The sequence below is a fragment of the Pseudomonas sp. NPDC090752 genome, from assembly GCF_055584805.1.
On sequence record NZ_JBVJLI010000009.1, the window covers coordinates 24,033 to 50,789 of the forward strand.

Consider the following 26,757-nt stretch of genomic DNA (forward strand, 5'->3'; position numbering starts at 1 on the left):
TCGTTCAGGCCGTCATCAACCCGGTCAGCAGCTCAGCGAAGGCCTTGGCCATCGCTGAGCTGCCCCGCTCGCGCTGCACCAGCCACACCGCCGAGGTCGCGCCTTCATCGAGCAAGGTGCGGTAGACCACGCCCTCGATGCGCATGCGCTGGAACGAAGCCGGCAACACCGAAACCCCCAACCCTGCCGACACCAGCCCGATGATCGTCATGGCTTCGCCCGCCTCCTGAGCGAAATGCGGGCTGAACCCAGCCTGACGGGCCAGGCTCAGCAACTGCGCGTGCAGCCCGCTGCCGTAACTGCGCGGGAAGAACACGAACGGCTCCTGGGCCAGCGCGGCCATGTGCACACCGTGTTCGGTGCCCTCGGCCAACGGGTGCGACGCATTGATCACTGCCACCAGCGGTTCGCGGAACAGCTCGGTGGCCACCAGGCCGTCCGGCAGCGGCATGGGCCGCATCAGCCCGACCTCGATGGACTCGTCGAACACGCCCTCGGCGACATCGCGGCTGCTCATCTCCTTGAGGTTCAGGTGCACGGCCGGGAAGCGCTGGCGAAACGCATGGATGGCCTTGGGGATTTTCGAGGTGAACGGCGCCGACGAGGTGAAGCCGATCTTCATCTCGCCCAGCTCACCCAACTGCGCGCGGCGCGCCACGTCGGCGGCCTTCTCCACCTGCGCCAGCACTTGGCGAGCCTCTTCCAGGAACAACCGCCCGGCCTCACTGAGTTCGACCCGACGATTGGTACGTTCAAACAGGCGTGCACCCAGTTCCTGTTCCAAGGCCTGGATCTGCTGACTCAGGGGTGGCTGAGAGATGCCCAGCTGCTGGGCCGCGCGGCCAAAGTGCAGCTCTTCGGCAACGGCGATGAAATACCGCAGGTGGCGCAGTTCCATAGTGGGCTCCAGAACAGGTCGATAAACGTCTTAAATAGGTCGAACAATATATTGGATCTAATCATTAGCCAGCTATATGCTTTTTTCATTGCGCCAGAGGTACCCGCCCGTGAAAACTGCTGTATCGCCCCTTCCCGTTGAACCCGAACCTGCCCCGCTGAACGACATCTGGATCGAAAAAGGCACGCCAGCCTTCATGAAGACGGTGCTGGCCCTTTTCAGCGGCGGCTTTGCCACCTTCGCCCTGCTGTATTGCGTGCAACCGATGATGCCGCTGCTGTCGCAGGAGTTCTCGATCAACGCCGCGCAGAGCAGCCTGGTGCTGTCGGTGTCGACCGCCATGCTGGCGTTCGGCTTGCTGATCACCGGGCCGATTTCCGACCGTATCGGGCGCAAGCCGGTGATGGTCTTCGCGCTGGTCTGCGCCGCCTTGTCGACCATGGTCAGCGCGGTGATGCCGACCTGGGAAGGCGTGCTCGCCACCCGGGCGCTGGTCGGCCTGTCGCTGAGCGGCCTGGCGGCAGTGGCGATGACGTACCTGAGCGAGGAGATCCACCCGCAGCACATTGGCCTGGCCATGGGTTTGTACATTGGCGGCAATGCCATCGGGGGTATGAGCGGGCGGTTGATTACCGGTGTGCTGATCGACTTCGTCAGCTGGCACACGGCGATGCTGACCATCGGCGGCCTGGCGCTGATTGCGGCACTGGTGTTCTGGAAGGTACTCCCCGAATCGCGCAATTTCCGCTCCCAGTCGATGAACCCGCGCAGCCTGCTGGACGGCTTCGTCGTGCACTTCAAGGACGCCGGCCTGCCCTGGCTGTTCCTCGAAGCCTTCCTCTTGATGGGAGCCTTCGTCACCCTGTTCAACTACATCGGCTACCGCCTGCTGGCCGGGCCCTATCACATGAACCAGGCGCTGGTCGGCTTGCTGTCGATTGTCTACCTGTCGGGTATCTACAGCTCGGCGCAGGTGGGTGCGCTGGCTGACAAGCTGGGCCGGCGCAAAGTGTTCTGGGCCAGTATCGTAGTCATGGCCGGTGGCCTGTTGATGACCCTGGCCTCGCCACTGGTGCTGATAATCCTCGGCATGCTGGTGTTCACCTTCGGCTTCTTTGGTGCGCATTCGGTGGCCAGCAGCTGGATTGGCCGCAGAGCGCTGAAGGCCAAGGGGCAGGCTTCGTCGCTGTACCTGTTCTGCTACTACGCGGGGTCGAGTGTGGCGGGCACGGCGGGCGGGGTATTCTGGCACCAATGGGGCTGGAATGGGATCGGGCTGTTCATTGGCAGCCTGCTGGCGGTGGCGTTGCTGGTGGCGTTGCACCTGAGCAAGCTGGCGCCGAAGTCAGTGTGAAGCCCATTCGCGGGCAAGCCCGCTCCCACAGGTAATCCACTGCCCTTGAAAACAGTGGAGTATCTGTGGGAGCGGGCTTGCCCGCGAATGAGTCCAGGATCAGTTGATGATCTCAACGATATCCACATCCACCTCACGGCTCATCAGGTGCTTCTCCACCTCACCGGTCAGCTTGACCTTGGTCTTGTCGTTGAACGGCGTCGGTGGCAGGTCTTCATCGTCGATCTCGACGGTGATGGTGCCGGTGTTGTCCTTGAACTCGTACTTGTCGTCGTTGTTGATCTTCTTGGTGACATAACCCTGCAGCACCACCGGTGTGTCATCGGCTGCGTCGTTGGCCGCGGCCACGGTGGTGACCGACTGAGCACCCGGCCCGGTATAGCCGGCGGCCAGCGCAGCAGTGCTGATGAAAGGGGCAAGGATCAATGCGAGATAGCGAGTTTTCATGAGGATCGGGTCCTGTTCCGGTTTCGATGGGACCAGATTAACGACGATCGCTGAATTAAAACTTAATCCAACAAAAAACCGGCCCTGAGGCCGGTTTCCTGTTTGCTGCATCGCATCACTGGTGGTACTGCGCCGACAACTCATGCACGGCGTTGATGAACACGCCGGCGTGCTCCGGGTCGACTTCCGGGGTAATGCCATGGCCGAGGTTGAACACGTGGCCGCTGCCCTTGCCGTAGCTCGCAAGAATACGCGCCACTTCCTGGCGGATGGCCTCGGGCTTGGCGTAGAGCACGGTCGGGTCCATGTTGCCCTGCAGCGCCACCTTGTCGCCGACCCGGCGGCGGGCATCGCCGATGTCGCAAGTCCAGTCCAGGCCCAGGGCGTCGGCACCCGCTTCGGCGATGCTTTCCAGCCACAGGCCGCCGTTCTTGGTGAACAGGATCACCGGCACCTTGCGACCCTCGTGCTCGCGGATCAGGCCACTGACGATCTTGCGCATGTAGGCCAGGGAGAACTCCTGATACGCAGCCGCCGACAGGTTGCCACCCCAGGTGTCGAAGATCTGCACGGCCTGGGCACCGGCCAGAATCTGGCCGTTGAGGTAGCTGGTGACCGACTGGGCCAGCTTGTCCAGCAACAGGTGCAGGGCTTGCGGGTTGTCGTAGGCCATCGCCTTGGTCTTGCGGAAGTCCTTCGACGAGCCGCCTTCGACCATATAGGTGGCCAGGGTCCATGGGCTGCCGGAGAAGCCGATCAGCGGCACACGACCGTTGAGCTCGCGACGGATGGTGCTGACCGCGTCCATGACGTAGCCGAGGTCTTTTTGCGGATCGGGGATCGGCAGGGCTTCGATGTCAGCCGGGGTGCTGATGACCTTCTTGAAACGCGGGCCTTCGCCGGTTTCGAAGTACAGGCCAAGGCCCATCGCGTCAGGGATGGTGAGGATGTCCGAGAACAGGATCGCCGCGTCCAGCGGGTAGCGGTCCAACGGCTGCATCGTGACCTCGCAGGCAAACTGCGGGTTCATGCACAGGCTCATGAAGTCGCCGGCCTTGGCGCGGCTTGCGCGGTATTCCGGCAGGTAGCGGCCGGCTTGGCGCATCATCCACACCGGGGTGACGTCTACGGGTTGCTTGAGCAGTGCACGCAGGAAACGATCGTTCTTCAGGGCAGTCATGTCGGCATCCAGCAAAAAAGTGCGGGCATTTTCTCAGACGCCAGCGCAAAAGGCACGGTCGATACCATGCGTTTTGTCTATTGGGTGCCATAGATCAAGCGATTTTGTATACAAAAAGCTTCGCGGGGCTAGCCCGCTCCCACATGGTCTGTGTCGACTTCTGTGGGAGCGGGCTTGCCCCGCGAATGCGATGGATCAGACTTCGAGGTAGTCCAGGATCCCTTCAGCAGCGGTGCGGCCTTCGAAAATGGCAGTCACCACCAGGTCCGACCCGCGCACCATGTCACCACCGGCGAAGATCTTCGGGTTGCTGGTCTGGTGCTTGAACTTGCCTTGCTCCGGTGCCACCACGCGGCCCTGGCTGTCCATCTGGATACCATGCTGCTCGAACCACGGCGCCGGGCTTGGGCGGAAGCCGAAGGCGATCACCACGGCGTCGGCCGGCAGGATCTCTTCGGAACCCGGGATCGGCTCGGGGCTGCGACGGCCACGGGCATCCGGCTCGCCAAGACGGGTCTCGACCACTTTCACGCCCTCGACCTTGTCTTCGCCGACAATGGCGATCGGCTGGCGGTTGTAGAGGAACTTCACGCCTTCTTCCTTGGCGTTCTTCACCTCTTTGCGCGAGCCCGGCATGTTCGCTTCGTCACGGCGATAGGCACAGGTCACGGCCTTGGCGCCCTGGCGGATCGAGGTACGGTTGCAGTCCATCGCGGTGTCGCCACCACCCAGCACCACGACCTTCTTGCCCTGCATGTCGACGAAATCTTCCGGCGACTTCTCGAAGCCCAGGTTGCGATTGACGTTGGCGATCAGGAAGTCCAGCGCGTCATGCACGCCCGGCAGGTCCTCGCCTGGGAAACCGCCCTTCATGTAGGTGTAGGTGCCCATGCCCATGAACACCGCGTCGTACTCAGCGAGCAGTTGTTCCATGGTGACGTCGGTGCCCACCTCGGTGTTCAGGCGGAACTCGATGCCCATGCCGGTAAAGACTTCGCGGCGGTTGCTCAGCACGGTCTTTTCCAACTTGAACTCTGGGATGCCGAAGGTCAGCAGGCCACCGATCTCGGGGTTCTTGTCGAACACCACCGGGGTCACGCCGGCGCGTACCAGCACATCGGCGCAGCCCAGGCCCGCCGGGCCTGCGCCAATGATGGCGACGCGCTTGCCGGTCGGCTTGACTTTGGACATGTCCGGGCGCCAGCCCATGGCGAACGCGGTGTCGGTGATGTACTTCTCCACCGAGCCGATGGTCACCGCGCCGAAGCCATCGTTCAGGGTGCAGGCACCCTCGCACAGACGGTCCTGCGGGCACACACGGCCGCATACTTCCGGCAGGGTGTTGGTCTGGTGCGACAGCTCCGCCGCGGCCAGGATGTTGCCTTCGGAGACCAGCTTCAACCAGTTGGGGATGAAGTTGTGCACCGGGCACTTCCACTCGCAATACGGGTTACCGCAGCCCAGGCAGCGGTGCGCCTGTTCCACGGACTGGGCAGGCTTGAACGGTTCGTAGATTTCCACGAACTCCTTCTTGCGCTGGCGCAGCAGCTTTTTCTTCGGGTCCTTGCGGCCCACTTCGATGAACTGGAAGTCGTTACTCAGACGTTCAGCCATTTTTCAAAACCTCTTTACCGCAGTTGCCAGCCTCGGGCTGCAAGCTGCAAGACGATCACTTGAGCACGACGGCCCCCGCGTACGGGGCCCGTCACTTGCAGCTGTTTTTACTGCGGGTTGGCACGGGTGCTGGACAGCAGTTGCTTGAGGTTGGCCGCCTTCGGCTTGACCAGCCAGAAGCGCCGCACATAGTCGTCCAGGTTCTCCGAGAGCTCACGCCCCCACGCGCTGCCGGTCTCTTCCACGTATTCGCCAAGGACCCGCGCCAGGTGGCTGCGGTAGGCTTCCATCGCTTCACCACTGATCCGCTGGATTTCCACCAGTTCGTGGTTGAGCTTGTCGACGAAGCTGTTGTCCATGTCGAGCACGTAGGCGAAGCCGCCAGTCATGCCAGAACCGAAGTTGTAACCGGTCTTGCCCAGGACGCAGACAAAGCCACCGGTCATGTATTCACAGCAGTGATCGCCAGTACCCTCGACAACAGCGTGGGCGCCGGAGTTACGCACAGCGAAGCGCTCGCCTGCGGTGCCGGCGGCGAACAGCTTGCCGCCAGTGGCGCCGTACAGGCAGGTGTTGCCGACGATGGCGCTGTGCTGGGTTTCGAACGGACTGCCGGCAGGCGGCACGATGGTGACCTTGCCACCGGTCATGCCTTTGCCGACGTAGTCGTTGGCGTCACCTTCCAGGTGCAGGTTCAGGCCGCCGGCGTTCCACACGCCGAAGCTCTGCCCAGCGGTACCCTTGAAGCGGAAGGTAACTGGCTTGGCGGCCATACCCTGGTTGCCATACAGCTTGGCGATTTCGCCGGAGATGCGCGCGCCGATGGAACGGTCGCAGTTGCAGATGTCCAGGCTGAACTCGCCACCGGCCTGGTCGCGGATCGCCGGCAGGGCCATCTCGACCATCTTCTCGGCCAGCTCGCCCTTGTCGAACGGCGGGTTCTTGTCCACTTCGCAGAACTGCGGCTTGTCCGCCGGAATGTGCGAGCTGCCCAGCAACGGCGACAGGTCAAGGTACTGCTGGCGCTCAGTGTCGCCCGGCAGCACGTCGAGCAGGTCAGTACGCCCGATCAGCTCGCCCAGGCTGCGCACGCCCAGCTTGGCCAGCCATTCGCGGGTTTCTTCAGCGACGAAGGTGAAGAAGTTGATCACCATGTCGACGGTGCCGATGTAGTGATCCTTGCGCAGCTTGTCGTTTTGCGTCGCTACGCCAGTGGCGCAGTTGTTCAGGTGGCAGATGCGCAGGTACTTGCAGCCCAGGGCGATCATCGGCGCGGTGCCGAAGCCGAAGCTCTCGGCGCCGAGGATGGCCGCCTTGATCACGTCCAGGCCGGTTTTCAGGCCACCGTCGGTCTGTACCCGCACCTTGCCGCGCAGGTCGTTGCCGCGCAGGGTCTGGTGGGTTTCGGCCAGGCCCAGTTCCCATGGAGCGCCAGCGTACTTGATCGACGTCAGCGGCGAAGCACCGGTGCCACCGTCGTAACCGGAGATGGTGATCAGGTCGGCATAGGCCTTGGCCACGCCAGCGGCGATGGTGCCAACGCCGGCTTCTGCCACCAGCTTGACCGATACCAGCGCCTGCGGGTTGACCTGCTTGAGGTCGTAGATCAGCTGGGCCAGGTCTTCGATCGAGTAGATGTCGTGGTGCGGTGGTGGCGAGATCAGGGTCACACCTGGCACCGCATAGCGCAGCTTGGCGATCAGGCCGTTGACCTTGCCGCCTGGCAGCTGGCCGCCTTCGCCGGGCTTGGCGCCCTGGGCCACTTTGATCTGCAGCACTTCGGCGTTGACCAGGTATTCCGGGGTCACACCAAAGCGGCCGGTGGCCACCTGCTTGATCTTCGAGCTGCGAATGGTGCCGTAGCGCGACGGGTCTTCACCGCCCTCACCGGAGTTGGAGCGCGCGCCCAGGCGGTTCATCGCCTCGGCCAGGGCTTCGTGAGCCTCTGGCGACAGTGCGCCCAGCGAGATACCGGCGGAGTCGAAGCGCTTGAGAATCGCCTCCAGCGGCTCGATCTGCTCCAGCGGCAGCGCCTCGTCGGCCACTTTCACTTTCAGCAGGTCGCGGATCATCGACACCGGGCGCTGGTCGACCAGCGTGGTGTATTCCTTGAACTTGGCGTAGTCGCCCTGCTGCACGGCAGCCTGCAAGGTGTTGACCACATCCGGGTTGTAGGCGTGATATTCGCCACCGTGGACGAATTTCAGCAGGCCACCTTGCTGGATCGGCTTGCGTGCGCTCCAGGCTTCGGCGGCGAGCAGCTTCTGGTCGCCTTCGAGGTCGACGAAGCGGGCACCCTTGATGCGGCTGGAGACACCCTTGAAGCTCAGGCCAACCACTTCCTCGGCCAGGCCCACGGCTTCGAACAGCTGGGCGCCACGGTACGAGGCAACGGTGGAGATGCCCATCTTCGAAAGGATCTTCAGCAGGCCTTTGGAGATGCCCTTGCGGTAGTACTTGAAGACTTCGTCCAGGTCGCCCAGGACTTCGCCAGTGCGGATCAGGTCGGCCAGCACTTCATAGGCCAGATACGGGTACACGGCCGAGGCGCCGAAGCCCAGCAGCACGGCGAAGTGGTGCGGGTCACGGGCGGTAGCGGTTTCGACCAGGATGTTGCTGTCGCAACGCAGACCCTTTTCGGTCAGGCGGTGGTGCACCGCGCCAACGGCGAACGAGGCGTGCACCGGCAGCTTGCCCGGGGCGATATAGCGGTCGCTGAGTACCAGTTGGGTCTTGCCGGCGCGCACCGCTTCTTCTGCCTGGTCGGCAATGTTGCGGATGGCCGCTTCCAGGCCGATGGCTTCCTCGTAGTTGAGGTCGATCAGCTGGCGGTCGAAGCCTTCGCGTTCCAGGTTCATCAGCGAACGCCACTTGGCGGGCGAGATGACCGGCGAGCTGAGGATCACCCGCGAGGCATGCTCAGGGGATTCCTGGAAGATGTTGCGCTCGGCGCCCAGGCAGATTTCCAGGGACATGACGATCGCTTCGCGCAGCGGGTCGATCGGCGGGTTGGTGACCTGGGCAAACTGCTGGCGGAAGAAGTCGTACGGTGAACGCACGCGCTGCGACAGCACCGCCATCGGCGTGTCGTCACCCATCGAGCCGACCGCTTCCTGGCCCTGCTCGCCGAGTGGACGCAGCACCTGGTCACGCTCCTCGAAGGTGACCTGGAACATCTTCATATACTGCTTGAGCTGGTCGCTGTCGTAGCTGGCAGCGCCCTGGTCGTCGGTCAGCGTCGCCTGGATACGCAGGGCGTGCTGACGCAGCCAGCGCTTGTACGGGTGGCGCGACTTCAGACGGTTGTCGATGGCGTCGGTGTCGAGGATGTGACCGGTCTCGGTGTCGACGGCGAAGATCTGGCCCGGTCCGACACGGCCCTTGGCTACGACTTCTTCAGGCTTGTAGCCCCATACGCCGATTTCCGAGGCGATGGTGATATAGCCATTGGTGGTGGTCACCCAGCGCGCCGGGCGCAGGCCGTTACGGTCGAGCAGGCAGACCGCATGGCGGCCTTCGGTCATGACGATACCGGCCGGGCCGTCCCACGGCTCCATGTGCATGGAGTTGTATTCGTAGAAGGCACGCAGGTCGGCATCCATGGTCTCGACGTTCTGCCAGGCTGGCGGTACCAGCATGCGCACGCCACGGAACAGGTCGATGCCGCCGGTGACCATCAGCTCGAGCATATTGTCCATGCTCGAAGAGTCGGAACCGACGCGGTTGACCAGCGGGCCGAGCTCTTCGAGGTCGGGGATCTGGTCGTTGGCGAACTTGGTGCGACGGGCCATGGCCCAGTTGCGGTTGCCGGTGATGGTGTTGATTTCGCCGTTGTGGGCGAGGAAGCGGAACGGCTGCGCCAGCGGCCATTTCGGCAGGGTGTTGGTGGAGAAGCGCTGGTGGAACACGCAGATAGCGGTTTGCAGACGCTCGTCATCCAGATCCGGATAGAAGGCCGCGAGATCGCGCGGCATCATCAGGCCTTTGTAGATGATGGTCTTGTGCGAGAAGCTGCAGATGTAGTGGTCGCTGTCGTGGGCGTTGGCCACGGACGAACGGCGACGGGCACTGAACAGCTTGATGGCGAATTCCTGATCGCTCAGGCCTTCACCGCCAATGAACACCTGTTCGATCTGCGGCAGGCGCTCCAGCGCCAGGCGACCGAGCACGCTGGTGTCGATAGGGACTTTGCGCCAGCCAACCAGGCTCAGGCCGGCGGCCAGGATTTCGCGGTCCATGTTGGCGCGAGCGGCTTCGGCTTTCACCGGGTCCTGGTTGAAGAACACCATGCCGACGGCGTACTGCTTGGGCAGCTCGACGGCGAAGTGTTCCTGAGCCATGGCACGCAGGAATTGATCAGGCTTCTGCATGAGCAGGCCGCAACCGTCGCCGGTCTTGCCGTCGGCGTTGATGCCGCCACGGTGGGTCATGCAAGTCAAAGCCTGCATGGCGGTTTGCAGAAGGTGGTGGCTCGGTTCGCCCGTCATATGGGCGATCAGGCCAAAACCACAGTTGTCCTTGAATTCTTCGGGATGGTACAGACCTGTTTTCATAGACACTTTCTCACCAGGTTCACCTCTCAACCGGAGGCAAATCTCTTTTTTAACAACCACTTACCATCCACGCCGATCAAATGCCAGCTTTTTTGCGGTGGCCATGGAAAACCATTGTTGCACAGCGACAGCGATACCCACAAATTTTCATGTCTCACCATTGAAAATTTATGTCGCAATTTTGAATGTTTTTGCGCCGTGCGCCGTGATAGCGGCTTGGCTCGAGTCTGAAGCGTTTCAGCCATGACTGCAAGATGGCTTGTGGCCGGCAGCCTGGGACAGAAAAGCCTGCCGCGCTCGGGCGCAGCAGGCTAGACGAAAGTCAGTGTTCGCTCAGCAACTGGGCAGCGGGGTGGTGCCGCCCGGAAGGTAGTCAGCGAGCCGTGGCCAGCTCTTGTTGGACGCTGGCGACGGTACGTGGCCAAGGTTTACCAGCCTGGACCTTCGCTGGCAAGTTCTTGATTGCCGCAACCGCTGCGTCACGGTTGGCAAAACTGCCGTAGGTGACGACGTAGAGCGGCTTGCCCTGCAGGTTTTTCTTGAAGTAGCGATAGTCGCCACCCTGCGCTTTGACGAAGGCCTGGGCCGACGCTTCAGAGCTGGTGCCAAGAATCTGCACCACATAGTTGCCTGGCTTCTGGCCCGAATACCAGCCACCGGTGCTGCCACCTGCGGCCGGCTTGGCAGCGGGCTTGGCCGTAGCCACCTGAGTCGGTGCCGGGGCCGGCTTGGCAGGTGCAACCGGCTTGGCCGGCTGGGTTGCAACCGGCTTCTGCGCAGGCGCTACAGGCTGCACCGGAGCAGTGCTGGTGGTGGCTTGAGCCATGCTTGGCGCCGGGCCAGCCGTCGCGCCTTGCGGTGGCGCGATGGTGGTCACGGTCGGGGGACTGCCAGGCTGCAGCGCGGTGTCACCTGCCGGGCTACCTTCCTCGCCTTCGCCCATGCCAGCAGCCTGGGCCAGTGGCTCACGCATTACCGGCTGCGACTGGCCAACCAAGGGCAGTGGCATCGGCTGCGACGAGCCTGAGAACTCGATGGCCGGGTCTTTCGACTTACCTTCGCCCAGCGGCAACTGTGCCTGGGCGGCTGGTGCGTCAGTTGGCGCCTTGTCGCCTTTCTTCGGCATGAGCACCGCGGCAGCAACAGCGACCACGACCACAGCGGACAGCGCGAGCACGTGTTTCTTAGGCATTTTGAACCCCATGGTTGGTCGCTTGGCCGTGGTACGGCTGGCGATCATGGCTTCGATCAAAGTATCGCGGGCGACCTGGTTGATGTTGCCAGGCCAACCGTCGGAGTTTTCATGGATATCGACGAGCTGCTCACGGGTGAACACCTCGATGCCCCGGCCGGCGCCATCCAGGCGCTGCTCCAGGTACTCGCGGGTCTCTTCCTCGCTGTAGGGGGCGAGTTCGATGACGTGGAAGCGCTCTTCCTCGACATGAATCTCGTCCAACCCGGCGATCAGTGACGGTTCGCCGAACAGGAACACGTGCGGGCGCCCCTCCGGGACACCTGCCGCCAGCTCCAGCAACGCTTGGAGTGCCGACTCGTCAAGTTGTTCCGCATCGTCCACCAGCAAGTAGACTTCTTGGCCGGTCAGTGCAAGCTGCACCACCTTGGACAGAATGGCCTGCACCTCAGGCTGCGCCACTTCCAGCGACTGAGCCACCTGGCTCAGAACACTGGCGGCATCGCTGGCGCCGCGGGCAGACACCACCACGCTCTGCACCGACTGTTTATTGGTGCTGGCCACCAGGGCCTGGCGCAGCAGCGTCTTGCCACTGCCTACTGGCCCCGTGACCACGAGCATCAGCTGGCTGTAACGGGCCAGGTGATGCAGCTGGCCGAGCACAGGCTTGCGCTGGGCGGGGAAGAACTTGAAGCCGGGCACACGCGGCGCGAACGGATCGTGGCTCAACTGGTAGTGGTCGAGAAACGCCTCATCGGCATGCAAACTGGTCATTGCGCTGTCACAACCTCAAAGCTGGGCCACGATCGCGCGGTAATCCGCCGACAACGTGGCCTGAAGAATCTCTTTCGGATAGTCGTCGGTGACCACGGCTTCGCCCATCCGGCGCAGCAGCACCAGGCGCAGTTGCCCATCGATCACCTTTTTATCGACCGCCATGTGCTCCATGAATTGCGCCGGGGTCATTTCCTGTGGTGGCACCACCGGCAAACCTGCATCCTGCAGCAGGCGGATTCCGCGATCGCGCTCGGGCTGGTCGATCCAACCCAAACGCATGGACATTTCCAAGGCCATCACGGTACCCGCTGCCACGGCTTCGCCGTGCAACCAGACACCGTAGCCCATGTGGGTTTCGATGGCATGCCCGAAGGTATGCCCCAGGTTCAGCGTGGCACGCACGCCGGACTCGCGCTCATCGGCGCCAACTACTGCGGCCTTGGCCGCACACGAGCGACGGATCGCTTCGGTCAGCGCTGCCGGTTCAAGGGCGCGCAGCGCCTGAATATTGTCTTCGAGCCAGCCGAGGAAGGGCTCGTCGCAGATCAGACCGTACTTGATCACTTCGGCCAGGCCTGCCGACAGCTCGCGCCCGGGCAGCGTCTTGAGGCTGGTGGTATCAATCAGCACCGCATTGGGCTGATAGAAAGCACCGACCATGTTCTTGCCCAACGGGTGGTTGATGCCGGTCTTGCCACCGACCGAGGAATCCACCTGGGACAGCAGGGTAGTCGGCACCTGGATGAAATCGACACCGCGCTGGTAGCAGGCTGCGGCAAAGCCAGCCATGTCGCCGATCACTCCGCCGCCTAGGGCCACCACGGTGGTACGCCGATCATGGCGGGCGGCGAGCAGGCCATCGAAGATCAGCTGCAGGGTTTCCCAGTTCTTGTAGGCTTCGCCGTCCGGGAGGATCACCGGCAGCACCGAGTAGGCACCGAGGGTCTTGCTCAGGCGTTCGAGATACAGGGGCGCGACGGTCTCGTTGGAAACGATGGCAACCTGCCGGCCAGCAATATGCGGCGCCAGCAGTTCGGGCTGGTCCAGCAGGCCTTCGCCAATGTAGATCGGGTAGCTACGCTCGCCCAGGTCGACCTTTAGTGTCTGCATGTATCCCCACAATGTACTAAGGCGCGGCGTCGGCTGTACGACCCACGCGGTAACGTTGAACCTCGCCTCGGCGCTGGCCGAGAATAGTCCCGGCTTAGCGGGGCGGCAACTGCTGCAAGCGTTCGAGAATATCGAGCACCACCATGCGTGGCGGCCGTTCGTCGGTTTCCACCACCAGGTCGGCGATCTCGCGATAGAGAGGGTCACGCGTTTCCAGCAGGTTGCGCAACGTCGCTTCCGGGTTGGCAGTGCGCAGAAGGGGCCGGTTGCGATCACGCGCGGTACGCCCGACCTGCTGCTCTACCGAGGCATGCAAGTAGATCACCCGCCCGCCGTTGTGCAGCGCCCTGCGATTGGCTTCGCGCATCACCGCCCCGCCACCGGTGGCCACGACCACGCCGTCGAGCTCGCAGAGCTCGGCGATCATCGCCTCCTCACGGTCACGAAAGCCCGGCTCGCCTTCCTTATCGAAGATCCACGGGATGTTGGCGCCGGTTCGCAATTCGATTTCCTTGTCGGAATCTTTGAACAGCAGGCGCAGCTCTTTGGCCAACAGGCGCCCGATGGTGCTTTTTCCAGCGCCCATGGGCCCTACAAGTATCAAATTTCGCACAGAATCAACGACTCACAGCAATCGCCTGGTCACTCATGATACGCGGAGTCAGGAAGACCAGCAGCTCGGATTTTTTCTCTTGTAATGCATCGCGTCGAAACAGCCGCCCAACATACGGCAGATCGCCGAAAAATGGCACCTTGTCGACCACATTGTTTTGCGTGGTCGAGTAGACCCCCCCTATGACGATGGTCTCGCCATCGGCTACCCGGACCTTGGCGTTTACCTCGTTCTTGCGGATCGGCGGCACATCGTTCAAGGCATTGACGAAGTCGGGCTCATCCTTGGTCACCTTGACCGTCATGATGACTTTGCCGTCGGGCGTGATCTGCGGGGTGACTTCCAACGACAACGACGCCTCGCGGAATGCCACCGAGGTAGCGCCGCTTCTTGTCGTTTCCTGGTAGGGCACCTCAGTGCCCTTGAGTATCCGCGCGGTCTCCTTGTCGGCAGTGACCACCTTGGGCTGGGAGATGATTTCCCCATTGCCGGTCTTTTCCATGGCGCTGAGCTCCAAATCAAGCAGCACGCCACCGCGCAACACACCCAGTCCAATGCTGGAACCGGGCCGCTCCACGCCCAGGTCGACGAATGCGTCCTTGCCCAATTGCGGCGCCTCGCCATACAGCCCCTGCCCCCAGCGCACGCCGAGGCTTTTTTCATAGTCGACATTGGCCTCGACAATTCGCGCCTCGATCGCCACCTGTCGCACCGGCACGTCCAGTTGCGCGACCAACTTCCGCAACTCGACGAGCCGATCTTCAGGCTGATGCACCACGAGGGTGTTGGTGCGCGTATCGACACTGAGGCTGCCGCGCCCCGTCAGGATGCCATCGTCGGCCAGTGTTGCCAGCAACAACTCGGCAAGCTCGGAAGCCTCGGCATGGTGTATCGGCAGCAACTCGCGACGCAATGGCTGCAACTGGGCGTCCAGCTCCTGCCCCAGGCGCGCGCCCCGGGATTGCTCGGCCAACTCCGCCGCCGGAGCCACCAGCAGCACATTGCCCTCCTCTCGCCGGGCCAGCCCTTTGCTGCGCAATACCAGTTCCAGCGCCTGGTCCCAAGGGACGTCTTGCAGGCGCAGCGTCACGTTGCCCTGTACCGAGTCGCTGGCGATCAGGTTGATTCCCTCGTAATCGGCCAGCACCTGCAACACCGCGCGCACTTCGACATCCTGGAAGTTCAGCGAAATCGGCTCACCTCGGTATGGCGCTGCCGCCAGCAACGGCATCGGCAACATCGCCACCATCAGCCACGTTATCAACCCTTTCATCGTCGTCCTTGACCTCCCTGTCCACGCCCTTCCTGAGCGTCAGTGTTACCTTGCGTTCGCGCCACATGCCGCCCACGAACAGCCGTTCACACACCTCGACCTGCTGCTCGTCGACATGGACCACCACGCCCTCGTCGCGCCCCAACCGATCACCCGGACGCACACGGTACAAGCGCCCGGCAGATGACAGCAGTGCTTCGAACGCCATGCCGCGCGACAAACTACCGACCATCTCCAACTGAGCCAGTGGAACCCTGGCCAGCCCCTCGCGGACGATGCGGCCAGACCAGGCTGAAAATGGATCGACCGCGGGTGGCAAAACCTCGTCGCGAGCTGGCAGAAGGGCCAGTGAGCTTGGCTCCGGCACAGGTCCATCAGCCTGAAAGGCATTCACCCTAAGCCGCAAACGCAGCAAGCCGGGCCTGTCTATCGCGCTGGCTATCTGTAGGTCACCGGCACGCAGCAGGCGAAGCTGGCCAAGCCATTCGTCCAGCCACATGCGCAGCGTCACATATTGGCCAACCACCTGCACATCCAGAGGGGTTTGCCGAAAACCTGACTGTTTGACTTCATCCAGCACATGAAGCTGTTCGAAGTGCAGCCCGTGCGCATGCCCAGAGGCCGACAACTGGTCGAGCAAATCGCTGAGGTCGCCGCCTGCGGCCAGGCGCCAGCGGCTTTCCTGCAGGTCCTGTGTGGCTTGCCCCAACGCCTCCTGGGTGCCCGCGTGTGCCAGCACCTGCGCGGTTCTGAGCTGTTGCTGCTCGCTCAATGCCCTGTGCCTGGCCTGCTCCACCTGCTGCAACTGCTGCCACTCCGGCCAGCGAATCAGGCAGCCCAGCGCAAGTATCAGGCAAGCCGCCAATACAGGCAGAGCACTGCGCAAGAAGCCCGAGCGAACGACGAAAGCCTGCCAATCCAGGCGGTAAATCAGGTTCACGACCAGGCCGCCGACAGGCGCGCCAGCAGTAGAAACTCATCGCCGGCCGGCAAGCTCTTCATCCGTTTGAGCTCCAGATCGAGCAACACGCCTGAGCGCCCAAGGTCCCGCATGAACTGCGCCAGCACGGCGGCGGAAACGGCGAGCCCGACAATCTGCAGCCGCGCGCCCTCACGTTTCAGTTCGACCACCTGGACCCCTTCGGGCAATGACCGCTCCAGATCGGCGAACAGCGTCGTCAACAGTGCTCGATCGGCGTGCAAAGCGGCCAAGGTGTCAGTTTCAGCTCGCAACGACTCAAGCGTCTGCCGGGTAATTTCAAGCTGGACCAACTGCGCATCCAGGCGATCGACGGCTGCTTGCTGGTTGCTGTTGACCATTGCCTGTTGCTGCGCGCGTTGCCGCGCCAGCTGGTCTATTACCAGCACAACACAAAGCGCAACGATCGCCCCGCCAACCAGCTTCAAACGCAAACGCCTTAGCGCGGCTGAGCGTTGCTGCTCGCGCCACGGCAGCAGATTTACGCGCAGCATCAGAGAAGCTCCCCCAGCGCAAGGGCGCATGCCAACGTCATACCGCTGTCGTGACATTCGAGACCAGCCACAGGCGGCAAAGGTCGGCACGCTACGCTCAAGCGCTTACTCACCATTTGCAGTGAGCCTTGTTCGAACGGCAGCGTACTCGTGACAATCAATTCATCCAGCTGCAGGCCATCGACCAACGATTCATCCAGCCGCTCCAGAGACACTTCGCGCCGTTGGGGCAGCACTGCCTGCGACCAGTAATGCAACGTCGCACTGTCGGACTCTAACCGCAGTAGCGCCGAGCCGCCTGCATGAGGTTGTGGCATGAGCCGTCGCAAGGCGATGCTATCGACCTCCACGGCCACCAGCTCCAGCCCTGCATCATCGAACAACGCCTCGATGGGCTGCAGAACAGACTGCCTACTGGCCGCCACCAGTATGTCCTGAGCGTTGACAGGGCCCTCTGAAGCGCCCAGTACCTGGAAGTCCATGACCAAGTCTTCCAAAGGGAACGGGAACAACTGATCGGCATCAGCCAGCAGCTGCGTTTCCATCTCGCCTTCAGGCTGATCTCTTGGCCACTGACACACTTTGCAGATCACCTGCGACGCCGGCACCGCCACTGCGACCTGCCGCTGGCGACTGCCGCAGTGCCGATAAGCGCTGCGAAGCGCCTGGACGACCCGATCAGGAGACTGCCACCAGTCGCCAGAGGCGAAGGGTTCGAATCGTTCAAGCGCCCAGGCAACCCGCTCGTAGCGCCCTTTGCGCCCCCGCAGTTGCAGCAATCGTATGGAATCGGAGGCAATTTCCACCCCCAGCAGTGAACCGGCATGCTTACCCATGCGTCCAAGCATCGCGACTTCCTTGTGGCAACTGTATACCCGCACCCGCACCAAGGCTGACAGCCAGGCGGTGCGGCGGGCCGCCCGGCCGGTCACCCGGCAGGGCGAAAAATGCTTATAATGCCCAGCGTTTTTCCGTCCGCCGGCTCCGTGCGCAATTCACCCCTCAACCTGGACACCCAAAAGCCTTGATACGCCTGCTGAAGTTCTTCTGGTGGTCTTTAGTCGCAGTCATCTGCGCGCTCGTACTCGGTGTGAGCGGTGCGTTTCTGTATCTTAGCCCCAACCTGCCGTCGGTCGATTCGCTCAGAAGCATCCAGTTGCAGATACCCCTGAGGGTGTACAGCAGCGATGGCAAGCTCATTGCCGAGTTCGGCGAGATGCGCCGCTCGCCGATCCGTTTCGCGGAAATTCCCCCACAATTCATTCAGGCGCTTCTGTCAGCCGAGGACGACAATTTCCTCAACCACTACGGGGTCGACCCGAGCAGCCTGATGCGCGCCGCGACCCAGCTGGTGAAGACTGGTCATATCCAGACCGGCGGCAGCACCATCACCATGCAGGTGGCGAAGAATTTCTTCCTCACCAGCGAGCGCAGTTTTTCGCGCAAGACCAACGAAATCCTGCTGGCCCTGCAGATCGAACGCGAGCTGACCAAGGACGAGATCCTCGAGCTGTACGTGAACAAGATCTACCTGGGTAACCGTGCCTATGGCATCGACGCCGCTGCGCAGGTGTACTACGGCAAGTCGATTCGTGACGTGAGCCTGGCGCAGATGGCGATGATCGCCGGCTTGCCCAAGGCACCGTCGCGCTTCAACCCGCTGGCCAATCCGGTGCGAGCGAAAGAGCGCCGGGACTGGATCCTCGGCCGCATGTACAAGCTCGGCAAAATCGACGAGGCGAGTTATCAGGCCGCCCTGGCCGAGCCGCTCAACGCCAGCTACCACGTGCCGACGCCTGAAGTGAATGCGCCGTACATCGCCGAGATGGCCCGTGCCGAAATGGTCGGCCGCTATGGCAGCGAGGCCTACACCGAAGGCTTCCGCGTCACCACCACGGTACCGAGCGACATGCAGGAAATGGCCAACAAGGCGGTGCTCAATGGCCTGTCCAACTATGACGAGCGCCACGGCTACCGCGGCCCAGCATCACGCTTCCCGGGCAAGACTCAAGCCGCCTGGCTGCAGGAGCTGAGCAAACAACGCACGCTGGGTGGGCTTGAACCGGCCATTGTTACCCACATCGAGAAAACCGGGCTGAAAGTGCTGACCCGTGGCGGCAAGGAAGAAGACGTCGCCTGGGACACCATGAAATGGGCGCGCCCATTCATCAACAACAATGCCCAGGGCCGCGCACCGCAATCGCCGGCAGACGTGGCCCAGGTCGGCGACCTGGTCCGCTTGCAACGCCTGGACGACGGCAAGCTCAAGTTCAGCCAGGTACCTGGCGCACAAAGCGCATTGGTAACCCTGGACCCATCCAACGGCGCCATCCGCGCACTGGTCGGTGGCTTCTCCTTCGAACAGAGCAACTACAACCGCGCCATGCAGGCCAAGCGCCAGCCCGGTTCAAGCTTCAAGCCGTTCATCTACAGCGCTGCGCTGGACAGCGGCTATACCGCTTCCAGCCTGGTCAACGACGCGCCGATCGTATTCGTCGACGAGTACCTGGACAAAGAGTGGCGGCCGAAGAACGACACCAACACCTTCCTCGGCCCGATCCCTATGCGCGAAGCGCTGTACAAGTCGCGCAACCTGGTATCGATCCGCCTGCTGCAGGACATGGGTGTAGGTCGCACCATCGACTACATCGCCAAGTTCGGCTTCAACAAGCAGGACCTGCCGCGCAACCTGTCGCTGGCACTGGGCACCGCGACGCTGACGCCGATGGAAATCGCCACCGGCTGGAGCACCTTCGCCAACGGCGGCTACAAGATCAATCCGTACCTGATCGACCGTATCGAGAGCCGCAGCGGCGAGACGCTGTTCACCGCCAACCCGGCACGCGTGCCGCAAGGCGCCGAAGACCAGGCAGGTCTGGCCGCGCCGGAGCAGCCGATCAGCACGGCGGCAATGCCGGGCGAGGCGCCGTCCGCCTTTGGCCAGATAGCGCCCGCGCCGCAGGCACCGGTGATCGCCGAGCAGATCATCGATGGTCGCACCTCCTATATTCTCACCAGCATGCTGCAGGACGTGATCAAGCGCGGCACCGGGCGCCGAGCGCTGGCCTTGGGCCGTACTGATCTCGCGGGCAAGACCGGCACCACCAACGAGTCCAAGGACGCCTGGTTCTCCGGGTACAACGCCGATTACGTCACCACGGTCTGGGTCGGTTTCGATCAGCCGGAAACCCTGGGACGCCGCGAATACGGCGGCACTGCGGCGCTGCCAATCTGGATGAGCTTCATGGGTGCGGCGCTGAAGGACAAGCCGGCTCATGCACCCGCCGAACCAGAAGGTATCCTTAGCCTGCGGGTAGACCCGGTCAGCGGCCGCGCAGCTTCGCCAAGCACGCCAAATGCCTACTTCGAGCTGTTCAAGGCCGAAGATTCGCCACCGTCGATGGATGAGCTAGGCAACGGCGCAGCACCAGGCAGCCCGCTGCCGGCGGATGAAACGGCGCCGATGGATCTGTTCTGATCAGTTGATCGACAGGCAAACAAAAAGCCCCGACTCTTGCGAGCCGGGGCTTTTTTGTGTCACCTAGGCTTCAATCAGCCGTTGAACACTTCATCCACGCTCTTGAGCGGGTAGTGCTTCGGATACGGCAGGGTCGCCACACCGGATTCGATGGCGGCCTTGGCCACGGCATCGGAAACGACGGTGATCAGACGAGCGTCCAGCGGCTTCGGAATGATGTACTCACGACCGAACTCCAGGCCGTCAACGCCATAGGCTTCGCAGACTTCCTTCGGTACCGGCAGCTTGGCCAGGTCTTTCAGGGCGATGGCGGCGGCGATTTTCATCTCTTCGTTGATGCGCTTGGCGCGAACGTCCAGGGCACCCCGGAAGATGAACGGGAAGCCCAGTACGTTGTTGACCTGGTTCGGGTAGTCGGAACGACCGGTAGCCATGATCACGTCGCTGCGGGTGGCGTGAGCCAGCTCTGGCGAGATTTCCGGGTCCGGGTTCGAGCAGGCGAACACGATCGGGTTGGCCGCCATCGACTTCAGGCCTTCCGGGCTCAGCAGGTTCGGGCCGGACAGGCCAACGAACACGTCGGCACCGTCCAGGGCATCGGCCAGGCTGCGTTTGTCGGTGGCGTGGGCGAACTGGGCCTTGTACTGGTTCAGGTCGTCGCGGCCAGCGTGGATCACGCCGCTGCGGTCGATCATGAAGATGTTCTCGACCTTGGCACCCATGCTGACCAGCAGCTTCATGCAGGAGATCGCGGCAGCGCCGGCGCCCAGGCAGACGATCTTGGCGTCTTCGAGCTTCTTGCCGGCGATTTCCAGGGCATTGATCATGCCGGCGGCGGTAACGATCGCGGTGCCGTGCTGGTCGTCGTGGAAGACCGGAATGTCGCACTGCTCGATCAGCGTGCGCTCGATTTCGAAGCACTCAGGTGCCTTGATGTCTTCGAGGTTGATGCCACCGAAGGTGATCGAGATGCGGCGAACGGTGTCGATGAAAGCTTGTGGGCTTTCCGACTCGACTTCGATGTCGAATACGTCGATACCGGCGAAACGCTTGAACAGAACGCCCTTGCCTTCCATGACCGGCTTGGAAGCCAGTGGGCCGAGGTCACCCAGACCGAGGATGGCGGTGCCATCGGAAATCACTGCGACGAGGTTGCCCTTGCCGGTGTATTTGTAGGCCAGCTCAGGATCACGGCCGATTTCACGCACCGGTTCTGCAACGCCTGGGCTGTAGGCCAGGGCGAGATCACGGGCGGTGGCGGTGGGTTTGGAGAGCTCGACGCTCAGTTTCCCCGGACGAGGTTGAGCGTGATATTCGAGAGCGGCGGTTTTCAGGTCTGACATGGTGGGCATTCCGCTATTTACTGTTCTGACGGACCGCCGAGGATACGCAAAGAGCCGGGGAGCTACAAGACTGGCCGGTCACTTGTGTCAAGGCCTTTAGCCTACGACTTTACGCTATAACACACGGGGGCATTGGAGCCATCAGTGTGTACAATCCAATAGCGAACTGTCTACATCTTTTCAGCCTAAGATGCGCTCCAACATGCTCGGATCGGTCAATGGCAACACCCAGCGTCGCTGCCCCGGTTTCAGCCCACCCTTGCGGGAACGATCCAGCACCCAACCGCGCGCCTCGACCTGGCGTCCTTTGAGGTTATCGAAGAAGCTGGCGGGGAAGTTGCGTTGCAGACGAGCGGGAACCTGCAGTACCACACCGGTATCCAGCTCCAGCCAGACACCACCACGGTTGCGTGAAATGCTCTGGATTTTGCCCTCGATCAGCGCGAACCCTGATTGCCTGAGCTCATCGGCGCGCAGCACAGGGACACTGCGCCAGAGGCCAATGCGCGCCTTGCGCGCCGACTCCTCGGCCTCTTGCTGGCAGGCCACCAAGCGCACATTTGGGGCCACTGCTACCCGATAGCCGAAACCCTCGCTGAGCAGCCGCGCTTCAAGATTGTCGCCATTGCGGGCATAAACATGGGCCAGTGTGCGCCCGTATTTGTCCTTTGACTCGACACCCTGTACCAGCCCGACCCGCCCATCACTGGCTTTGACCAGGGCCTGCAGGCGCCGCTTGGCAGCCTCGGCATAGGGTTCGCTGGTGCGCCCCTTGCGCCCGATTTCCGGCGCATTGATGCCAATCATGCGCACGCTGCGGCCGTCACTCAGGCGCAGCGTGTCGCCATCGACCACCTGGCGCACCGCCACCTGCTGCGGCCGGTCTGGCAGCGGGCAAAATGCCCAGGTCGAGGTTTGCCAGATTGCGCCCACAAAAAAAGCGCCCACAAGGGGCGCCTTTTTCAGCAACAATGCGAAACCCGAAGGGTTCGCCATGCGCATGATTACTTCTTGGTACCGAACATACCGAAGCGATCGGCGAACTTCTGTACGCGACCACCGGTGTCCAGGACTTTCTGCTTACCGGTGTAGAACGGGTGGCAGAGGTTGCAAACGTCGATCGACAGGGTGCTGCCCAGGGTCGAACGGGTTTCGAATTTGTTGCCGCAGCTGCAGGTGACTGCAACAGCTTCGTAGTTCGGATGAATATCGGCTTTCATGGTCACTTCCTCAAGCTGCGTGCCGCCACCCAACACCCATTGTTGAATACCGCACGTAATTAGGCGGCGAATAATACCAGAGCTTCGCATCAACGCAAGTTGTCGCTTGCACCGACCGTCGTCTGCTAGGCTCGCCAGTCTTTGAAACGCCCTGCGAGACCTTCAGCGTGTCCGACGTCATCCTGCGCCTTGCCCTGCCCTCCCCGCTACGTCGCCTGTTCGACTACCGGGCGCCGGCGAGCATGGCGCGCCAGGTGCTCACCCCGGGCATGCGCATTCGCGTGCCGTTCGGCCGCCGCGAAATGATTGGCGTGCTGGTCGAGGTTTGCACCCACAGCGAGGTGCCAGCCGACAAGCTGAAACCGGCCAGCGCCCTGCTCGACCCGGTGTCGCCAGTGCCGGCATCATTGTTCAAGCTGTGCCTGTGGACCGCCCAGTACTATCAGCACAGCCTCGGCGACACCCTGAGCTGGGCGTTGCCGACGCTGCTGCGTCAGGGCGAACCGGCCGAGATGCGTCAGGAACGCTTCTGGCACGTCGCCCCCGATGCGCGTATCGAAGACCCGCGCATCGCTCGCGCACCGCGCCAGCGCGACGCACTCAAGACGCTGGCCCAGCACCCTCACGGCGTTGCCCACAGCCTGCTGAGCAAGCTCAACCTGAACAAGGACAGCCTAGACCTGCTGTTGGCCAAGGACCTGGTTCGTCTCGAAACGCGCCGCCATCTGCCAGCGCAACGCCATGAGCACTGGCTGGCCCAGCCGGAATTGCCGCTCAACGATGAACAGCGCGAGGCCTTCGACGCCGTGCGCGAGGGCTTCGACAGCTTCAACGCCTTCCTCCTGGCCGGCGTCACCGGCAGTGGCAAGACCGAGGTCTACCTGCAGTTGATCCGCGAAACCTTGGAAGCCGGCAAGCAGGCGCTGGTGCTGATCCCCGAGATCAACCTAGGCCCACAGACCCTGGCGCGCTTCGAGCAGCGCTTCAACGCCCGCATCGCCCTGTTGCACTCGGCGGTCAATGACCGCGAACGTCTCGACGCCTGGCTGGCGGCCCGCGATGGCGAGGCCGACATCATCATCGGCACGCGCTCGGCACTGTTCACGCCGATGAAGAATCCTGGCCTGATCATCATCGACGAAGAGCACGACGGCTCCTATAAACAGCAGGAAGGCCTGCGCTACCACGCCCGCGACCTGGCACTGGTGCGCGCGCACCAGGAAAACATCCCGATCCTTCTCGGTTCGGCCACGCCCTCGCTGGAAACCCTGCACAACGCCCTGACCGGTCGCTACCGCCTGCTGCGCATGAACCAGCGCGCTGGCGGCGCACGCCCGCCGCGGATGATGCGCCTGGACGTGAAAAGCCTGCCGCTGGACAGCGGCATCAGCGGCCCCCTGCAGCAAGCCATCCGCCAGACCCTGGAGGCCGGCCAACAGGTGCTGGTGTTCCTCAACCGCCGCGGCTTCGCACCGACCTTGCTGTGCCACGACTGCGGCTGGCTCTCTGAATGCCCGCGCTGCGATGCGCGCATGACCGTGCACCAGCGCTCCGGCGTGCTGCGCTGCCACCACTGCGGTTACGACGAACGCCTACCGCACCAGTGCCCGAAGTGCAATCACGTTGACCTGCGTGCGGTGGGTGCAGGCACCGAGCGGGCCGAGGAACGCCTGAAAGTGCTGTTCCCCGATTACCCGATCTTGCGCGTAGACCGCGACAGCACCGCGCGCAAGGACGCCATGCACAACCTGTTCAACACCATCCAGCGCGGCCAGCCGAGTATCCTGGTTGGCACGCAGATGCTGGCCAAGGGGCACCACTTCCCGCGGGTCACCCTGGTCGCCATTCTCGATGCCGACGGCGGGCTGTTCTCCGGCGATTTCCGCGCCACCGAGCGCATGGCCCAGCTCATCGTGCAAGTGGCTGGGCGCGCCGGGCGGGCCGAAGAGCCCGGCAAGGTGGTGATCCAGACTCACCTGGCCGACCACCCGCTACTGGTGCAACTGACCGAGCAAGGCTACTTCGCGTTCGCCGAGCAGGCCTTGGACGAGCGGCGCGCAGCCGGCCTGCCGCCGTATTCCCACCTCGCCCTGTTGCGTGCCGAGGCGCACAAGCCGGGGCAGGCCGAAGGCTTCCTCGACGAAGCCTGCAGCGCGGCGGAACGCCTGGTGGCCGAGCAGCGCTTGCCCGGCATTGAACTGTTGGGCCCGGTGCCGGCTCCGATGGAGCGCAAGGCCGGGCGCTTCCGTGCCCAACTGTTGATCCAGGCCAACACCCGGGCGCCCTTGCATCGACTGATCAGTGCCTGGTTGCTAGTGTTGGAGCAGCTGCCAAGCGGGCGGCAAGTACGTTGGTCGCTGGATGTCGACCCAGTCGACCTTTATTAAGCTTGCCGGCCAAAGGTTGGCAACCCGGCCTCGGCAACGGATAATGCCCAGTTTTTCCACCTGCGCATCCAGGCGCTCCACCGCGCTAGCGGTCGAAAAGAGATCCCCATGAAAGACACCATTCGCCAGCTGATCCAGCAAGCCCTCACCCAACTCGTCACCGACGGTGTGCTGCCTGAAGGGCTGTCGCCGGCGATCCAGGTGGAAAACGCCCGGGACAAGACCCACGGCGACTTCGCCAGCAACATCGCCATGATGCTGGCCAAGCCGGCCGGCATGAAACCGCGGGACCTCGCCGAAAAACTGATCGACGCCCTGCCATCGAGCAGTGACATCAGCAAGGTCGAGATCGCCGGCCCCGGCTTCCTGAACTTCTTCCAGAACACCGACGCCCTGGCCAATCGCCTGGACGCCGCCCTGGCCGATGGCCACCTGGGCGTACGCAAGGCCGGCCCGTGCGAGAAAGTCGTGATCGACATGTCGGCGCCGAACCTGGCCAAGGAAATGCACGTCGGCCACCTGCGCTCGACCATCATCGGTGACAGCGTCGCGCGCGTGCTGGAGTTCCTCGGTGACAACGTCATTCGCCAGAACCACGTCGGCGACTGGGGCACCCAGTTCGGCATGCTGATGGCCTACCTGCAGGAAAACCCGATCACCAGCGACGAGCTGTCGGACCTGGAAAACTTCTACCGAGCGGCGAAGAAACGCTTCGACGAATCGGAAGAGTTCGCCACCCGTGCCCGCGGCCTGGTGGTCAAGCTGCAGGCCGGCGACCCTGAATGCCTGGCGCTGTGGACGCGCTTCAAGGACATCTCGCTGTCGCACTGCCAGAAGACCTACGAGCTGCTCAACGTCAAGCTGACCATGGCCGACGTGATGGGCGAAAGCGCCTACAACGCCGACCTGGCCAACGTGGTAGCCGACCTCAAGGCCAAGGGCCTGCTGGTTGAGGACCAAGGCGCGCAGTGCGTGTTCCTCGAAGAATTCAAGAACAGCGAAGGCGAACCGCTGCCAGTGATCGTGCAGAAGGCCGATGGCGGCTACCTGTACGCCACCACCGACCTCGCGGCCGTGCGCTACCGCAGCAACGTGCTGCAGGCTGATCGCGCGCTGTACTTCGTCGACCAGCGCCAGGCCCTGCACTTCAACCAGGTGTTCGAAGTGGCGCGCCGCGCTGGCTTCGTCGGCCACCCGATGCAAATGGAGCACATGGGCTTCGGCACCATGAACGGCGCCGATGGCCGCCCGTTCAAGACCCGTGACGGCGGCACCGTGAAGCTGATCGACCTGCTCACCGAGGCCAAAGAGCGCGCCTACGCGCTGGTCAAGGAGAAGAACCCGAGCCTGGCGGAAGACGAACTGCGCAAGATCGGTGAAGTGGTGGGTATCGGCGCGGTGAAATACGCCGACCTGTCCAAACACCGCACCAGCGACTACAGCTTCAACTTCGAGCTGATGCTCAACTTCGAAGGCAATACCGCACCGTACCTGCTGTACGCCTACACCCGTGTGGCCGGTGTGTTCCGTAAGCTGGGCAAGGGCTTCGACGAGGTCGAAGGCAACATCGTCCTGCAGGCTGCCCACGAACAGGACCTGGCTGCCCGCCTGGCGCAGTTCGGCGAAATCCTCAACAACGTCGCCGACAAGGGCACCCCGCACGTACTCTGCACCTACCTGTACGACCTGGCCGGTCTGTTCTCCAGCTTCTACGAGAACTGCCCGATCCTCGCCGCCGAAACTCCGGAACAGCAGCAGAGCCGTTTGCGCCTGGCTGCCTTGACCGGTCGCACCCTCAAACAAGGTCTGGAACTGCTCGGCCTGGAAACCCTGGAGCGCATGTAA

The 26,757-nt window shown here is 62.8% G+C and carries 19 protein-coding genes; 4 read left to right on the forward strand and 15 right to left on the reverse strand.

Annotated elements, in window-relative coordinates; genetic code table 11:
- Nucleotides 1–4: 4 nt before the first annotated feature.
- Nucleotides 5–898 (reverse strand): LysR family transcriptional regulator, encoded by an 894-nt coding sequence (locus tag ACZ6YA_RS13875; protein ID WP_465897692.1) that lies wholly within the window; start codon nt 896–898, stop codon nt 5–7.
- Between the two features lie 109 nt (nt 899–1,007).
- On the opposite strand from ACZ6YA_RS13875, the gene ACZ6YA_RS13880 reads away from it, so the two are divergent.
- Nucleotides 1,008–2,252: an MFS transporter gene (locus ACZ6YA_RS13880; protein WP_465897693.1), complete on the forward strand. Its 1,245-nt coding sequence runs from the start codon at nt 1,008–1,010 to the stop codon at nt 2,250–2,252.
- A gap of 99 nt (nt 2,253–2,351) precedes the next feature.
- Here the strand turns inward: ACZ6YA_RS13880 and ACZ6YA_RS13885 are convergent, their stop codons facing one another.
- The 11 genes from ACZ6YA_RS13885 to pilM all read right to left on the reverse strand — a co-directional run bounded on the left by ACZ6YA_RS13885 (nt 2,352) and on the right by pilM (nt 17,332).
- Entirely contained in the window at nt 2,352–2,699 is a 348-nt protein-coding gene (locus ACZ6YA_RS13885) for a YgiW/YdeI family stress tolerance OB fold protein (RefSeq protein ID WP_465897694.1), read from the reverse strand.
- Nucleotides 2,700–2,814: 115 nt separating this feature from the next.
- Entirely contained in the window at nt 2,815–3,879 is a 1,065-nt protein-coding gene (hemE, locus tag ACZ6YA_RS13890; protein ID WP_465897696.1) for a uroporphyrinogen decarboxylase, read from the reverse strand.
- Between the two features lie 195 nt (nt 3,880–4,074).
- Complete coding sequence (locus ACZ6YA_RS13895; RefSeq protein ID WP_465897697.1) at nt 4,075–5,493, reverse strand: FAD-dependent oxidoreductase; 1,419 nt, start codon at nt 5,491–5,493, stop codon at nt 4,075–4,077.
- A 107-nt stretch (nt 5,494–5,600) separates the two neighbouring features.
- Entirely contained in the window at nt 5,601–10,046 is a 4,446-nt protein-coding gene (gene gltB / locus ACZ6YA_RS13900) for a glutamate synthase large subunit (RefSeq protein WP_465897698.1), read from the reverse strand.
- A gap of 373 nt (nt 10,047–10,419) precedes the next feature.
- Entirely contained in the window at nt 10,420–12,012 is a 1,593-nt protein-coding gene (locus tag ACZ6YA_RS13905; protein ID WP_465897699.1) for an AAA family ATPase, read from the reverse strand.
- A gap of 15 nt (nt 12,013–12,027) precedes the next feature.
- Entirely contained in the window at nt 12,028–13,125 is a 1,098-nt protein-coding gene (gene aroB, locus ACZ6YA_RS13910) for a 3-dehydroquinate synthase (protein ID WP_465897700.1), read from the reverse strand.
- Between the two features lie 94 nt (nt 13,126–13,219).
- Entirely contained in the window at nt 13,220–13,738 is a 519-nt protein-coding gene (aroK, locus tag ACZ6YA_RS13915) for a shikimate kinase AroK (protein ID WP_465897701.1), read from the reverse strand.
- 4 nt (nt 13,739–13,742) lie between these two features.
- Nucleotides 13,743–15,011 (reverse strand): type IV pilus secretin PilQ, encoded by a 1,269-nt coding sequence (locus tag ACZ6YA_RS13920; RefSeq protein WP_465897702.1) that lies wholly within the window; start codon nt 15,009–15,011, stop codon nt 13,743–13,745.
- Entirely contained in the window at nt 14,935–15,951 is a 1,017-nt protein-coding gene (locus ACZ6YA_RS13925; protein ID WP_465897703.1) for a pilus assembly protein PilP, read from the reverse strand. The genes ACZ6YA_RS13920 and ACZ6YA_RS13925 overlap by 77 nt, the downstream gene beginning before the upstream one ends.
- Nucleotides 15,948–16,484, reverse strand: a complete 537-nt coding sequence (locus ACZ6YA_RS13930; protein ID WP_465897704.1) for a PilN domain-containing protein — start codon at nt 16,482–16,484, stop codon at nt 15,948–15,950. Before ACZ6YA_RS13930 ends, ACZ6YA_RS13925 begins: the two co-directional genes overlap by 4 nt.
- Nucleotides 16,484–17,332 carry a type IV pilus biogenesis protein PilM gene (gene pilM / locus ACZ6YA_RS13935; RefSeq protein ID WP_465897705.1) on the reverse strand — a complete coding sequence of 283 codons (849 nt, stop codon included), beginning with the start codon at nt 17,330–17,332 and terminating at the stop codon, nt 16,484–16,486. The genes ACZ6YA_RS13930 and pilM overlap by 1 nt, the downstream gene beginning before the upstream one ends.
- Nucleotides 17,333–17,511: 179 nt before the next feature.
- Between pilM and ACZ6YA_RS13940 the strand changes: the two genes are divergently transcribed.
- Entirely contained in the window at nt 17,512–19,962 is a 2,451-nt protein-coding gene (locus tag ACZ6YA_RS13940; protein ID WP_465897857.1) for a penicillin-binding protein 1A, read from the forward strand.
- 74 nt (nt 19,963–20,036) lie between these two features.
- Here the strand turns inward: ACZ6YA_RS13940 and ACZ6YA_RS13945 are convergent, their stop codons facing one another.
- From ACZ6YA_RS13945 to rpmE, 3 genes are all read right to left on the reverse strand, one after another.
- Nucleotides 20,037–21,305: a malic enzyme-like NAD(P)-binding protein gene (locus ACZ6YA_RS13945; RefSeq protein WP_465897706.1), complete on the reverse strand. Its 1,269-nt coding sequence runs from the start codon at nt 21,303–21,305 to the stop codon at nt 20,037–20,039.
- A gap of 180 nt (nt 21,306–21,485) precedes the next feature.
- Nucleotides 21,486–22,307, reverse strand: a complete 822-nt coding sequence (locus ACZ6YA_RS13950) for a thermonuclease family protein (RefSeq protein WP_465897707.1) — start codon at nt 22,305–22,307, stop codon at nt 21,486–21,488.
- 2 nt (nt 22,308–22,309) lie between these two features.
- Nucleotides 22,310–22,525 (reverse strand): 50S ribosomal protein L31, encoded by a 216-nt coding sequence (gene rpmE / locus ACZ6YA_RS13955; protein WP_465897708.1) that lies wholly within the window; start codon nt 22,523–22,525, stop codon nt 22,310–22,312.
- A gap of 167 nt (nt 22,526–22,692) precedes the next feature.
- Between rpmE and ACZ6YA_RS13960 the strand changes: the two genes are divergently transcribed.
- Both ACZ6YA_RS13960 and argS read left to right on the forward strand, forming a co-directional pair.
- On the forward strand, nt 22,693–24,912 hold the full coding sequence (locus tag ACZ6YA_RS13960) for a primosomal protein N' (protein ID WP_465897709.1): 2,220 nt from the start codon (nt 22,693–22,695) through the stop codon (nt 24,910–24,912).
- A 108-nt stretch (nt 24,913–25,020) separates the two neighbouring features.
- Nucleotides 25,021–26,757: an arginine--tRNA ligase gene (gene argS / locus ACZ6YA_RS13965; protein WP_465897710.1), complete on the forward strand. Its 1,737-nt coding sequence runs from the start codon at nt 25,021–25,023 to the stop codon at nt 26,755–26,757.

Excerpts from the sequence above, each read along its gene's own strand:
- hemE (WP_465897696.1), bottom strand. The coding sequence starts at position 3,879 with ATGACTGCCCTGAAGAACGATCGTTTCCTGCGTGCACTGCTCAAGCAA.
- ACZ6YA_RS13920 (WP_465897702.1), bottom strand. The coding sequence starts at position 15,011 with ATGAAAGGGTTGATAACGTGGCTGATGGTGGCGATGTTGCCGATGCCG.
- ACZ6YA_RS13895 (WP_465897697.1), bottom strand. The coding sequence starts at position 5,493 with ATGGCTGAACGTCTGAGTAACGACTTCCAGTTCATCGAAGTGGGCCGC.
- ACZ6YA_RS13905 (WP_465897699.1), bottom strand. The coding sequence starts at position 12,012 with ATGACCAGTTTGCATGCCGATGAGGCGTTTCTCGACCACTACCAGTTG.
- rpmE (WP_465897708.1), bottom strand. The coding sequence starts at position 22,525 with ATGAAAGCCGATATTCATCCGAACTACGAAGCTGTTGCAGTCACCTGC.
- aroB (WP_465897700.1), bottom strand. The coding sequence starts at position 13,125 with ATGCAGACACTAAAGGTCGACCTGGGCGAGCGTAGCTACCCGATCTAC.
- ACZ6YA_RS13945 (WP_465897706.1), bottom strand. The coding sequence starts at position 21,305 with ATGTCAGACCTGAAAACCGCCGCTCTCGAATATCACGCTCAACCTCGT.
- argS (WP_465897710.1), top strand. The coding sequence starts at position 25,021 with ATGAAAGACACCATTCGCCAGCTGATCCAGCAAGCCCTCACCCAACTC.
- ACZ6YA_RS13885 (WP_465897694.1), bottom strand. The coding sequence starts at position 2,699 with ATGAAAACTCGCTATCTCGCATTGATCCTTGCCCCTTTCATCAGCACT.
- gltB (WP_465897698.1), bottom strand. The coding sequence starts at position 10,046 with ATGAAAACAGGTCTGTACCATCCCGAAGAATTCAAGGACAACTGTGGT.
- ACZ6YA_RS13930 (WP_465897704.1), bottom strand. The coding sequence starts at position 16,484 with ATGCTGCGCGTAAATCTGCTGCCGTGGCGCGAGCAGCAACGCTCAGCC.
- ACZ6YA_RS13950 (WP_465897707.1), bottom strand. The coding sequence starts at position 22,307 with ATGCGCATGGCGAACCCTTCGGGTTTCGCATTGTTGCTGAAAAAGGCG.
- pilM (WP_465897705.1), bottom strand. The coding sequence starts at position 17,332 with ATGCTTGGACGCATGGGTAAGCATGCCGGTTCACTGCTGGGGGTGGAA.
- ACZ6YA_RS13875 (WP_465897692.1), bottom strand. The coding sequence starts at position 898 with ATGGAACTGCGCCACCTGCGGTATTTCATCGCCGTTGCCGAAGAGCTG.